At 47.3% G+C, this 13,085-nt stretch carries 11 protein-coding genes and 1 pseudogene; 6 read left to right on the top strand and 6 right to left on the bottom strand.

All coding sequences use genetic code 11. The features are described from left to right. The 6 genes from STRDD11_RS04840 to STRDD11_RS04815 form a co-directional block, all read right to left on the bottom strand. The coding region (locus STRDD11_RS04840; RefSeq protein WP_206512677.1) for a GH25 family lysozyme at positions 1-1,605 on the bottom strand (1,605 nt) is incomplete at its 3' end. A gap of 62 nt (positions 1,606-1,667) precedes the next feature. Then, on the bottom strand, positions 1,668-2,426 hold the full coding sequence (gene tpiA, locus STRDD11_RS04835; protein ID WP_128835925.1) for a triose-phosphate isomerase: 759 nt from the start codon (positions 2,424-2,426) through the stop codon (positions 1,668-1,670). 337 nt (positions 2,427-2,763) lie between these two features. Continuing rightward, positions 2,764-3,960 (bottom strand): elongation factor Tu, encoded by a 1,197-nt coding sequence (gene tuf, locus STRDD11_RS04830; RefSeq protein WP_128835923.1) that lies wholly within the window; start codon positions 3,958-3,960, stop codon positions 2,764-2,766. A gap of 122 nt (positions 3,961-4,082) precedes the next feature. After that, complete coding sequence (locus tag STRDD11_RS04825; protein ID WP_277592707.1) at positions 4,083-4,313, bottom strand: anti sigma factor C-terminal domain-containing protein; 231 nt, start codon at positions 4,311-4,313, stop codon at positions 4,083-4,085. A gap of 53 nt (positions 4,314-4,366) precedes the next feature. Further along, positions 4,367-7,213: a phosphoenolpyruvate carboxylase gene (gene ppc / locus STRDD11_RS04820; protein ID WP_128835921.1), complete on the bottom strand. Its 2,847-nt coding sequence runs from the start codon at positions 7,211-7,213 to the stop codon at positions 4,367-4,369. Between the two features lie 36 nt (positions 7,214-7,249). Beyond that, positions 7,250-8,476: a cell division peptidoglycan polymerase FtsW gene (locus tag STRDD11_RS04815; protein ID WP_128835919.1), complete on the bottom strand. Its 1,227-nt coding sequence runs from the start codon at positions 8,474-8,476 to the stop codon at positions 7,250-7,252. Between the two features lie 149 nt (positions 8,477-8,625). Here STRDD11_RS04815 and STRDD11_RS04810 point away from each other — a divergent pair, with 149 nt between their 5' ends. From STRDD11_RS04810 to STRDD11_RS04785, 6 genes and pseudogenes are all read left to right on the top strand, one after another. Beyond that, positions 8,626-9,114 carry a glutathione peroxidase gene (locus STRDD11_RS04810; RefSeq protein ID WP_128835916.1) on the top strand — a complete coding sequence of 163 codons (489 nt, stop codon included), beginning with the start codon at positions 8,626-8,628 and terminating at the stop codon, positions 9,112-9,114. A 120-nt stretch (positions 9,115-9,234) separates the two neighbouring features. Next, positions 9,235-10,089, top strand: coding sequence for a glycoside hydrolase family 25 protein (locus tag STRDD11_RS04805; RefSeq protein WP_128835914.1), 855 nt, complete (start codon positions 9,235-9,237; stop codon positions 10,087-10,089). Positions 10,090-10,580: 491 nt separating this feature from the next. Next, on the top strand, positions 10,581-11,423 hold the full coding sequence (locus STRDD11_RS04800; RefSeq protein WP_128836308.1) for a DUF368 domain-containing protein: 843 nt from the start codon (positions 10,581-10,583) through the stop codon (positions 11,421-11,423). Beyond that, positions 11,423-11,923: an aminoacyl-tRNA deacylase gene (locus tag STRDD11_RS04795; RefSeq protein ID WP_128835912.1), complete on the top strand. Its 501-nt coding sequence runs from the start codon at positions 11,423-11,425 to the stop codon at positions 11,921-11,923. Before STRDD11_RS04800 ends, STRDD11_RS04795 begins: the two co-directional genes overlap by 1 nt. A gap of 60 nt (positions 11,924-11,983) precedes the next feature. After that, a complete protein-coding gene (locus STRDD11_RS04790; RefSeq protein WP_128835909.1) occupies positions 11,984-12,631 on the top strand; it encodes a histidine phosphatase family protein in 648 nt (215 codons plus the stop codon). Between the two features lie 128 nt (positions 12,632-12,759). Next, positions 12,760-13,085, top strand: a pseudogene (locus STRDD11_RS04785) (OB-fold nucleic acid binding domain-containing protein); the annotation flags it as partial.

Genomic DNA, 13,085 nt, shown 5'->3' with positions numbered 1-13,085 from the left:
AGGAGCCACAATCCCTGAGACCACAATATCAAATTCGCCCGTACTGTTGTTTTTATTTTGGATACTAAGCGTGCCTTCAGGCTTTTTGACAGAAACGGTTGTCTTCGTGCCGCTCACACCGACCAGCTGACCGTCATTGCGGACATAGTAAAGATGGACATTGTACTGACCCGTCGAGTTCTTGTGCCTGCTTGATTCAACGGTTATCTTATACGTCCCATTAGCCTGTCTGCCAGCCTCATACCAGATGATATCATCTTGGCCGTCTACCTCAGACCAGACCGGCACCTTAACAGCAGATACTCCATAAGGAGCAGAAACATTTGAAATGACTACATCAAAGCTTCCATTGGCAGTATTGTTGTTTTGAATGCCGATGTCGCCTTTCAAAGGCTGATTGGCAAGAGCCGATTGCTTGGTAAACCGCCCGGTATAGTCAATGCTGTGATCAAAGACATGCTTGCCAGCCAGCAGCTGGGCCTGAGAAGTAAACTGCCATGCTCCTGCTCCGCTGTTGTATTTGAGAGACTTGGCGCCGTCCAGTTTTAGATTGGCAGACGGATACTGAGCCACCCAGAAATTGCTATAACCAAACTGAGCAGTATTGACCGGTCCCTTGCTGCGGAGATTATTCTGATCCAGCCAGCTGGCACTGGTGTAATACATGAGATTGGCATAGCCAAGCCTGCGCATTTCATCTGCCCAAGCCTGCGTATGCTGGTTAATCCCATTTTGCATCTTAGGATCTTCCATATCATTGACCATGACTGTGCTTTTCGATAAGCCGAGCCGATTGGCAACCGATACATAATAACGCGCTTCTGCTCTTGCTTCTTCATCACTGGTATAGTGTGAAAAAGCATAGGTAGACACCTGCAGACCGGCACCTTGGGCGTTTTTCACCTGCGATTCAGCAAAGGGATTGGTATAGGTTGTGCCTTCAGTCAGCTTCACCACGACGCCTCCCACGCCTTGCTGGGCCAGTTTGCGATAATCCTCAACGCTGATCTGGCCATTGTGGCTGCTGACATCCACAAAGGAAGAACCCTTGATTTCCGCCTGCGGATTGCTGCGGGCGGTCTGGGCATTAGCTGCTGCATTGTAAAATCCGGACTGGCCCGCTGAACTTGCACTTGCAGCAGACGGCTGTGTTTCCGCATTGGCTGCGGGAGCTTTTGCAGCTTCTTTTTCTTGGCTGGCTGCTGCCGCTGGATTTGCAGCCATGCTTTCCTGAGTGGCTGCCTGCTCTTTCTGGCCTGCAGCTGGCTCTTCCGGCTGAGCTGGCACTTCCGTTGCAGCAGAGGCAGAGGGTTGAGCTGCTGAGCCTGCCTGAGTCTGACCAGCCGCTGCTGTCTCCGACGCTGTCACAGTCGGCTGTGTTTGCACAGCGGGCTGACTGTCTGCTATACCTGTCTGATCGGCCCTTTCATCGGCAGCAGACACCGCTGCTTCTTCGCCTGCTGCTTGGCCCTGCAGACCGGCTGGCTGCTCCGTTACGAGTATCCCGGAATCAGCAACTGTCTTTTCCTCAGCCTGAGCCACATTTGCTGTTGCGGCCAATAAGATGGCCGTACTCGCTAAATAAACTAATTCTTTCGATTTCACCTTTTCTCTCCAATTTTTAAAAAACTTGTCACCTTTGAGAAGACAAGTCTTTTGATAAAATGTTATTTTACAAAATCAAGCAAGGCCAAGAAGCTTTCTGCTTCAAGGGATGCACCGCCGACAAGCGCTCCGTCCACATCTGGGCAAGCCATATACTCTGCAACGTTTTCAGGTTTTACAGAACCGCCGTACTGCACGCGAACTTTATCTGCAACTTCCTGACCGAAGTCAGCAGCCACGACATCACGAACCGCTTTACACATCTTTTGTGCATCGTCCTGAGTCGCAGATTTGCCAGTACCGATTGCCCAGATTGGCTCGTATGCAATAACAGTTGAAGCAACTTGTTCAGCTGTCAATCCCGCAAGCGCTGCTGATACCTGAGCACCTACAAATTCAGCAGCTTTACCCGCTTCATAAGTCTCAAGTGATTCACCACAACAAATAATTGGAAGCATACCATTTGCAAAGATTGCTTTTGCTTTTTTGTTGATGTCTTCGTCAGTTTCATGGAAGTAATCACGGCGTTCTGAGTGACCAATAACAACGTAGTTAACACCCATTTCTGACAATACTTTTGGAGAAGTTTCACCAGTAAAGGCACCCGCATTCTCAAAATAGCAGTTTTGAGCTGCAACTTTCAATTCTGAATCTTTTGCAAACCAAAGCAAAGCATTCAAATCAACTGCAGGAGCAGCAATTGCTGCTTCAACAAGGTCTGAAGATGGCAATTTACCTACTAAAGCTTCCACAAAAGCTTGAGCCTCTTGCGGATTTTTATTCATTTTCCAGTTACCGGCAATAAATGGTTTACGTGACATTTCACATACCTCTTCTATTTTTATTTATAGGTAGTATTGTACCACAGTTCCGCCAATTAATAAAGGTTATCCACAGAATTTCATCAAATTGAAACATCTTTATTTTCACACACCCTGTTCCTGTTGATAAGCAGTGATTACTGCCGGGTCTGGGCTGTTGAAGCACGAAGGTCTGCTCATTCAATTTTAGGTTCATCTTCTTCTAACATCAAGAGCAGAAACCCTTCGGCTCGGCTGACTCCAGCAGTCCGCTGCAGTGACGCTCAGCCGCAAAAAAGCCCCGCCGAAGCGGAGCTTAGTGTCTGATTATAATTGTTCATCTGGGAACGGAACCGAATTAAGCTTCGATTTCTGTAACCATACCTGAACCAACGGTACGTCCACCTTCACGGATAGAGAAAGTAGTACCTTGTTCAACGGCGATTGGGTGGATCAATTCAACTTCAATTGTAACGTTATCACCAGGCATTACCATTTCAGTACCTGCAGGCAGTTCGATTGAACCTGTAACGTCAGTTGTACGGAAGTAGAACTGTGGACGGTAGTTGTTGAAGAATGGAGTGTGACGTCCGCCTTCTTCTTTAGTAAGGATGTAAACTTCGCCCTTGAATTTAGTGTGTGGGTTGATTGAACCTGGTTTCGCAATAACTTGTCCACGTTCGATTTCATCACGTTGGATACCACGGAGAAGCACACCTACGTTGTCCCCTGCAAGACCTTCGTCAAGCTGTTTGCGGAACATTTCCACACCAGTAACAACTGCTTTTTGGATTTCTTCCTTGATACCAACGATTTCGATTTCGTCGTTGACTTTAACGATACCGCGGTCGATACGTCCTGAAGCAACCGTACCACGACCAGTGATAGAGAATACGTCTTCGACTGGAAGGAGGAGCGGCTTGTCAGTGTCGCGTTCTGGTTCTGGAATGTACTCATCAACAGTATCCATCAATTCCATGATGATGTCTTCGTATTTAGAGTCGCCTTCAAGAGCTTTCAGAGCTGAACCTTGGATAACTGGAAGATCGTCACCTGGGAAGTCGTATTCTGACAAGAGGTCACGGATTTCCATTTCAACCAATTCAAGCAATTCTTCATCGTCAACCAAGTCAACTTTGTTCATGAAGACGATCAAGTGCTTAACACCAACCTGACGAGAAAGCAGGATGTGTTCACGAGTTTGTGGCATTGGTCCGTCAGTTGACGCTACTACAAGGATAGCTCCGTCCATCTGAGCGGCACCGGTGATCATGTTTTTAACGTAGTCCGCGTGTCCTGGAGCGTCGATGTGAGCGTAGTGACGCTTAGCAGTTTCATACTCAACGTGCGCAGTGTTGATGGTGATTCCGCGTTCGCGTTCTTCTGGAGCAGCATCGATTGAAGCGTAGTCTTTTGGTTGGTTCACTGAACTTGGAAGACGACGAGCCAATACAGTTGTGATTGCTGCAGTCAGGGTAGTTTTACCGTGGTCAACGTGTCCGATAGTACCAATGTTAACGTGCGGTTTACTACGATCGTATTTTTCTTTTGCCATTTGAGTAAAAGCCTCCAATAAAATATATTTTATAGATAGACAGTAGGCAATACAGTCTAACTTTCCTTACTATTTTATCAAATTTTAATGAAAAAGCAAGCCTTTTAGCATTTTTTTGTGAATTATTCCCTGTCTAATTGATAATAAGGTTGATTGGGTGCAGAGGCTCCGATACTGGAGGCATAAATCCATTCTTTCCCCTCTAACTGGGCGAAATTCTCGGCCCTGCCAGTCAGGATGATGCCGGAAAATTTGCACTCCTCTGCTGTTTGATAAGTCTGATTAAGATAAGCTAACTCTTTGTCCGTATTGTAGACTTCTCCCTGAGATGTTTTAACGCTAAGAGACTGTATAACAAAAAAACCGGGAAGAACCCGATTTTTTTACAGCTATTTCTGGGTTTCCATCAGCCTGAATTCCGAAGTCCGGTGGCGATTCCGTTGATGGTGATATGAATCAGTCTTTCCTGCTCTGGTGAGAGTTCGCCGCGGCGCTGGCGCTTGATCAGCTCCAGCTGGATATAGTTGAGAACATTAAAGTAAGGCATGCGGTAGTCCAGACTGTCCTTGAGATAGGTATTTTCTGCCAGCAGTTCCTCATGGCCCTCAATCTCCAAAATCACATTTTTAGTCAGCTGCCATTCATCCAGGATGATAGTGAAAATATCCTGAACATCCTTATCTTCACATAATTGTGCATACTCAAAGGCAATATTCATATTGGACTTGGACAGGACCATGTCTACATTTGACAGGAGGGACTGGAAGAAAGGCCATCTCTTATACATGAACTGCAGGAAGGCCAGATTTTTCTCGGGATCCTCGTCAATAAACTCCTTGAAGCTGGAGCCGACACCGTACCAGCCTGGAAACATGACCCGGCTCTGAGACCAGGAGAAGACCCAAGGAATGGCCCGGAGACCGCCTATTTCGGTGATGGTCTTGCGGGCTGCCGGACGGGAGCCGATATTAAAGCTGGAAATAGCCTTGATTGGACTGGATTCAAAGAAATAATCATAGAAGCGCTCGTCGCCAAAGACCAGATCACGGTAGATTTGGTAGCTGCGGCCGACCACTTGGTCCATGATGCGCTCGTATTCATTGGAAGTATGAGTATCGCTCTTCTTATGCGTCACCATCCGGTTGATGGCGGCCGATACCAGCATTTCCAGATTGTAGTAAGCAGCATCTTTATTGCCGTATTTGTTGCCGATGACTTCGCCCTGCTCAGTCAGGCGGATGCGGTCATTGATACTGCGCAGAGGCTGAGAAGTGATAGCCTCATAAGTCGGACCGCCGCCGCGGCCCACGGTTCCCCCACGGCCGTGGAAGAAGGTAATCTTAACCCCAAACTTGTCTCCAATAGCGGTCAGCTGCTGCTGGGCCTTGTAAAGAGTCCAGCAGGATGACAGGTAGCCGCCGTCCTTGTTGCTGTCTGAATAGCCCAGCATGATTTCCTGATAGTTGTCCTTGGATGCAATCCACTTCTGAGCGATAGGAAGAGACAGGTATTTCTCCATGGTATCACAGGAATTATCCAAATCCTCAATGGTTTCAAAAAGTGGTACAATCTGCACACGGGCACCATTTTCATCAATCAAGCCCACTTCCTTGAGCAGAATGGCCAGCTCCAATAAATCCGATACACTGGTTGAATGTGAGATGATATTTTGCTTAATCACTTCCTCACCAATCGCATCCTTAAGCTGACGGGCTGTCCTGAAAATTTCCAGCTCTTTCTGCAGCAGGTCCGATTTCGGAACATGGGTTGCAGACAGAATCCTAGGATCCTCCAGCAGCTGCTGGAGCAGAATCTGGCATTTTTCCTCTTCAGGCAGGCTGCTGTAATCTTTCACAATGTTGGCTGAGGCCAGAAGTTCAGCCACACAGGCTTCGTGGACACTGGAATCCTGACGCATATCAATGCTGGCCAGATAGAAACCAAAAATATCCACAGCCTGCAGCAGCTCCGTCAAATCACCCGTGACCAAAGCTTCCCCGTGGTGCTCAATCAAGGAATCGCGAATAATCAGCAGATCGTCTTTGAACTCCTGAGCCGTCTTATAAGAAGGAGTGTCCTCCTTCTTCAGCTCTGTCAGGGTTTCATTGATGCGGGACTGGATATAGTTGGGAATGATCTCCTTGCCCTTATTGCTGACGGCAAGACTGTTCTGGCTGTCCCGATCTGCCCCCGGTCCGCCTGCCTTATGGCGGCCGCTGCCGGAAAAGTCGCCTTCTTTCAGATAGAGCAGAGTCTGAATCAGCTTGGACTGGATATAATGAAAGGCACGGCGGTAGGGTTCATTTTCACGGTAAACAGATGTATCGCTGGACCGAGCCGCCAGCTCAGCTACTGCCTGACTGGTTTCTGACAGATTGGTCGACAGGGAAAAGGTACGGTAGAGGGTGTAAACCTTGTCGATATAATAGTTGAGAATGACCTCACTCTGCACGGTAGCCGATAATTTCAGGGTTTCAGCCGTTACAAAAGGATTGCCGTCGCGATCGCCGCCAATCCACATTCCCATGGTAATGGGCTTGGGATTTTCCAGCTGAATCCCCTTCTCTTCAGCCAGCCGCCTGTACTCTACCATAAAGTTGGTGATAGCCTGCAGGAAGGAGCTGTTATAGTATTCCATGACATTGGTAATCTCATTGGTCACTTTCAGCTTCTTCTCCCGAATCATGTCCGTCTGCATCATGAGCTCAATATAGCGGCGCAGATTGGCCAGCCATTTCTTTTCATTGACCAGACCCGCTTTGACATCGCGGTGCTGGCGCAGCAGGCTGTGGATATGATTGGTCAGATCCAGCATGGTCTTGCGCTGTACCTGAGTCGGATGAGCTGTCAGAACCGGCACAACATTGAGGTGTTCCAGAATGTCCTGAGCATTTTCCCGAGTGGAAATCAAATCAATGGTCGTGGACAGCTTCCCCAGATAATCGCGGTTGATATTATTCTGATGATTGATTTCATAAGCTAAGTCAACATCTTCGGAAATGTTAATCAAAAGCGGCAGAATGGAGAAATAGCGGGAAATATAAACCATTTCGTCAGTGGTCAGCTCTTCTACAATGGCTTTTAGTTCCTGATAGTTAGAAGCCATTGCCAGCTCTTCCATGACAGAAATTTTTTCAAAGGTTTCTGGACTGAGAATGTTGCGCGTAATATCAGAGAGCAAATCCGTCAAAATAGCAACTTCTTCGCGGATGACTTCTTTATTGCTGTAGCTTTCTAGTTTCTTAAAGGACATGTTTTCACCTTTCAATTTTTACATAGACTATTCACACTAGTTTTCTTCCTGCTCCTTCTCAGCCCGCAGCTGCTCATAAAGAGCATCTCTGCGCTCATTGGCATCGATATTCAGCACAAAAGCTATGGCCACTGACAGGACCAAGAGGCTGTTTCCTCCCTGTGATAGGAAAGGAAAGGTCACTCCTGTTGAAGGAATAAGGCCGGAAATGCCGCCGATATTGATGAAGGTCTGCATGAGCATCATACCGCCGATGCCCAGAGCCATCATGGAGTTAAAGGGATCCTTGGCCCGAATCCCGACCAAGATAATCCGCAGAATGAGAAAGAAAAGCAAGGCCAAAATCAGACTGGCTCCGAAAAAACCAAACTCTTCAATGACAATGGAAAAAACAAAGTCTGTATGAGCCTCCGGCAGATAGCCGCGCTTTTCAATGGAATTTCCCAGCCCCAGACCAAACCAGCCGCCGTTGCTCATAGCATAGTAGGAATTGGCCAGCTGGTGCCCCGAACCTGACAGGTCTTTGAAGGGATTAAAAAAGGCACTGAACCGCTTGGCCACATAGCCAAAAACAGGAATCTTAGCGACCCGCTCCACTCCAATCAGCCAGATACTGGCTAAGATGATCGTGGAACCCCCGACAATCGAGCCCAGCATGGTAGAAAACCAGCGGTAGCCGATCCCGCTGACAGCTATCATAATGACAACAGTCAGCATCAGAATGGTCGCATTGCCCAAGTCAGGCATGATCGCGACAATCCCTATCAGCAAAGCTACAATGACCCGCCAGTCATTAAAGGCCCGCGGGATCCAGCGGTTGAGGGTCAGGGCCTGGTAATCATAAATGCCAATCTCCTCCTGCTTTCTGGAAAAACGATAGGCCAAGAACCAGACAAGGATAATCTTCAGATACTCCGCCGGCTGCACACTGAACGCTCCGATTCTCAGCCAGCCGTGAGCCCCGTTGATGGTCCCTGATACAAATCGGGACAGGAGCAGGAGAATGATTTCGATAAAAATAATCAGAGTGATAAAGCTCCCTTTTTTTAAGAAATCCAAGCGCATCCTGTACAGGAGTGCAATCGCACATAAACTCGCTATCCAGAAAATTCCCTGGTTCAAGACCATCCCGAAACCATTTCCCCCAGCTTGAATCGAGGTTGGACTTGTCGTTGAATAAACCACTATCAGCCCCAAAACAGAAAGAATCATGTAGGGAATCAAGATGGAATAATTCAGCAAGTGCTTCTTATCAATTTTCATACTTCACCATCAAACTTCTAAAAATTCAACTCTCATTATACCACCTTTTGGCCTGAAAAAAAAGCATTAGCAGGAGACGGAAGGCAACTTTTGGCATGAAATCTCAAATAAAATATGATAGGATAGAGAAGATATAGAAGGAGGTTAGGATGACAACGATTTACCAACTCCCTGTCAGGAAACAGGACGGCAGCGAGCAGACACTGGCAGACTATCAGGGTCGGGTACTGCTGATTGTCAATACAGCGACCGGCTGCGGACTGACTCCGCAGTACCAGGAACTGCAGGAGCTCTATGAGCGCTACCACGAAGCCGGGCTTGATATTCTGGACTTCCCCTGCAACCAATTTGCCCAGCAGGCACCAGGAAATGCTGACGACATCAACAGCTTCTGCAGCCTTACCTACGGCACCAGCTTTCCCCGTTTTGCCAAGGTCAAAGTCAACGGCCCCGAGGCCGCTCCGCTCTTTCAGTGGCTGAAAAAGGAAAAAGGCGGGCTGTTGAGCCGTGACATTAAATGGAATTTCACAAAGTTTTTGGTCGGCCGGGACGGACAGGTCGAACAGCGCTTCTCTCCCCAAACCTCTCCCCGGACCATGGAAGAAACAATCCAAAAACTGCTGAACAAAAAACTTTGAGCTTTCAAAATAGGTCTCCTGCTTTTCTTATATTTCAGTTGTATTACATTTTATCTATTTTCATGCAAAATTAGAGATATTTTTTGCTTTTTTATTTATTTTAAGTTAAAATGAATCAGTATGAGGAAAAGGATTAAACCGCTTGCAGTCCTGATATTTTTTAGCTGTTTTATTGCATTTATTTTAATTAGCAAGCAGTTAACAGACTCTCAGGAGCGGCAAGTACAAGCACAAAATTCAGACCCTAAGACAACATCGTCCAGTTCCTCAAAGGAAGGAACTCAGGATTTGGAGTTAGATGAAGAATTCATTTCCAGACCGATTATTGATATTTCTGGCTGGCAGCTGCCCAGTGAGATAAATTATGATGTATTATCACAAAATATCTCAGGAGTTATCGTCCGTGTCCACAGCGGCGCTCAGGCCAAAAAAGAGAATGCCGCTACTCATTTGAACGGACTTGACAAGGCCTACGAGACGCATATCAAGGAGTTTCAGAAGCGCAATATCCCGGTGGCTGTTTATGCCTATGTGGCTGCCAACAGCAAGAAAGAAATGGAAAAAGAGGCGGAAAGTTTCTACAAGGCTGCTTCAAAATACAATCCAACCTACTATTGGCTTGATGTTGAAGAAAAGACCATGTCTGATATGAATGCAGGAGTCGAAGCCTTTCGGGCCAAACTCGCATCCCTAGGTGTCAGCAATATCGGAATCTATATCGGAACCTACTTTATGGAAGAACACAGTATTTCTACTGACAAGTTTACAGCCATCTGGATTCCGACCTACGGCAATGACAACGGCTATTACAATGCCGCTCCAAGTACCGATCAGGATTACGATCTGCACCAATACACCTCTCAGGGACAGCTGACTGGTTTTTCACATTATCTGGATTTGAACCAGCTGTCTACCTTAAAAGACAGCCTGGCAACCTATCAAAAATTATTCTCCGTGCCTAAGGCCGAGGAATAAATGAATAAAGCGACAGCAGGCACCTGAAATGCCGCTGCCGCTTTTTTGTTGCAAATCCTTTACTTTTCACTTATTTTCCCAAAAGACTGTCGCTATCAGTAGACTTTATGGTATAATAATTTAATTACTACTTAATGAAATCATCCTTCTGATTCTCAAACTGTTTTAGACTTCCCGATAAAAATCAACAGCAAACAAGGGAACAGCGGAACACCAATGGCCGATAAATCGTCTCAGGGACTTACGAGACTGGGACAGAAGCAGCTATCTTCCTATCGTGATAGCTTTTGGTGTACAGGATGCAGCAGCGGGGAGTCTGTCCTGCTGCCTGCCCGACTCCCTCTCTTGTTTCTGGCTGCAGGCTGAAGCACCTTCCCCAGCCTGCCCCACTCTGGAATCAGATCTGCCGGATTGGGGGCTGTTGAAGGCTGCCTGTCAAAGATGAGGGTTCTTTAAGTAGAAAATATGAAATGATAAAAAAGGGAGAAATTATGGTTTCTTGGTTTGCAAGAGTATTTAAAGGCATGGTGATTGCTCTGGGCTTTATTTTACCAGGAGTTTCAGGCGGTGTTCTGGCTGCTATTTTGGGTATTTATGAGCGGCTGATTCATTTTCTGGCTCATATCAAGGAAGATTTTAAAAAAAATGTCCTCTATTTTTTGCCGGTGGGCATTGGTATGGTTGCGGGGATTGCGGCCTTTTCCCTGCCTGTCGAATTTTTGCTGCGGCATTATAAGGTCATTGTCCTTTGGGGCTTTGCCGGCGCCATTATCGGAACCATTCCCAGCCTGATTCGGGAGTCTGTCCAGAAAAGCGAGCGCGACCGCGTGGACATAGCCGTCTTCTGGCTGACTTTCATCCTCTCGGGAGTCTTTCTTTATTCCCTAAATGGAATCACAGGAACCCTTCCCGCCAATTTCCTTTCTTTCATTCTGGCCGGCGCCTTAATCGCTCTGGGCATACTCGTCCCCGGACTCAGTCCCTCCAATCTGCTCCTGATTTTAGGTCTTTACAGTCCTATGCTGATTGGCTTCAAGCATCTGGACCTCTTGGGGACTTTCCTGCCGATTGCCATTGGCGGAGCGCTGGCTCTGGTTCTCTTTTCCAAGGCGATGGATTATATTCTGAATCGCTACCATTCCCGTGTCTATCACTTTATTATCGGTATTGTCCTGTCCAGCACGCTTTTAATCGTCATCCCTCAGACTGGCAACAGTGAAAGCATCCATTACAGCGGTATCTCCGTCTTTACCTTCGTTCTCGCTGTCTTTTTCTTCGGACTGGGAACTTGGCTGGGACTGTGGATGTCGCAGTTAGAAGATCAGTACAAATAATGGCTAAAAAAACAAAAATGAAAAAGACCTTGGTTGAGCAGATTCTGACCAAGGCTGAGATTCCGCATCAGGGCCTGCAGCTCAATGCCTTAGAGGATCAGGAGCTGCCAGCCTGCAACCGCTCAAAAATATACAAAACACTGGCCCTGAAAGGTGACAAAACCGGGACAGTCATTGGCATCCTGCCCATTACAGAACACCTTTCTGAAAAGAAACTGGCGAAAATTTCCGGCAATAAAAAGGTCAGCATGATTCCGCAGAAGGACTTGGAAAAGACGACCGGTTACATTCACGGAGCCAACAACCCAGTGGGAATCCGGCAAAAGCACAGCTTTCCTATCTACATTGACCAGCAGGCTTTGACTGAGGACAGGATTATTGTCTCTGCCGGCGAAGTCGGCCGCAGCATTGCCATTCAGGCTCAGGAACTGGCCGATTTTGTACAGGCCAGCTTTGCTGATTTAAAAGAAGAAAGACAAGAAAGCCCGATTTCCTATTGAAGATTGGGGCTTTTCCGTTTATAATGGACTTAGAAGAGAAGAAAGAGGCAAGGATTAACAATGAAACTCTATTTTATCCGACACGGCAAAACGGAATGGAATGTGGAAGGACGTTTTCAGGGAGCCGGAGGCGATTCACCCCTGCTTCCTGCGGCTATCGAAGAGCTGCACCTGCTGGGCAGGCATCTGGCCCGCACCCGCTTTGATAGGATTTACACCAGCGATTTACCGCGGGCCGTCCGCTCTGCCCAGATCCTGCAGGAAGAAAGCTGCTTCCCCGCAGAAATCATCCAGACGGCAGCACTGAGAGAATGGCGGCTGGGTAAGCTGGAAGGGGCCAAAATTGCGACCATTGAGGCCATCTATCCTCACCAAATGACGGCTTTCCGTCACAATCTGGCAAAATTTGATCACAGCATGTTTGAAGCAGAATCGGTCTACCAGACCACCCACCGGACCACCTCTTTTATCAAGAGCCTCAAAGATGAGGACTGCAGGAGGCTGCTTTTTGTCGGCCACGGTGCCAATCTGACAGCCAGTATCCGGACCCTGCTGGGATATGCCACTCCTCTGCTGCGCAAGAAAGGCGGCCTGGCCAATGCCAGCGTGACCATTTTGGAAACGGAAGATTTCGACAGTTTCCAGCTGCTCACCTGGAATAATTTGGATTACCTGTATGAGGATGAAACTGCCATTTCCCGAAAATAGCAGTTTTTCTTATTTTCTGACCAAATATAGGTGAATTTCCACACTTTTTATGATAGAATAGTAAGGCGATTTATACTCAAACTATGAGAGTTCTATCATTTGAGAATTATAACCTTTAGGAGGAAAAAATGACCACCGAACATATGGAAGAATTAAATGACCAGCAGCTGATCCGCCGGGAAAAAATGGCTGCGCTGGCTGAACAGGGAATTGATCCTTTCGGCAAACGCTTTGAGCGCACTGCAGATTCCGCACAGCTAAAAGAAAATACAGCGATAAAAGCAAGGAAGAACTGCACGATTTAGCGCAAACCGCTACTATCGCCGGCCGGCTCATGACCAAGCGCGGCAAGGGCAAGGTTGGCTTTGCCCACATCCAGGATCGGGAAGGCCAGATTCAAATCTATGTCCGCAAAGATGCTGTCGGAGAGGAAAATTACGAGATCTTCAAAAAG

The organism is Streptococcus sp. DD11 (genome assembly GCF_001578865.1).
GTDB classification, from domain to species: Bacteria; Bacillota; Bacilli; order Lactobacillales; family Streptococcaceae; genus Streptococcus; species Streptococcus panodentis.
This window is presented reverse-complemented; position numbering and strand designations above follow the sequence as displayed.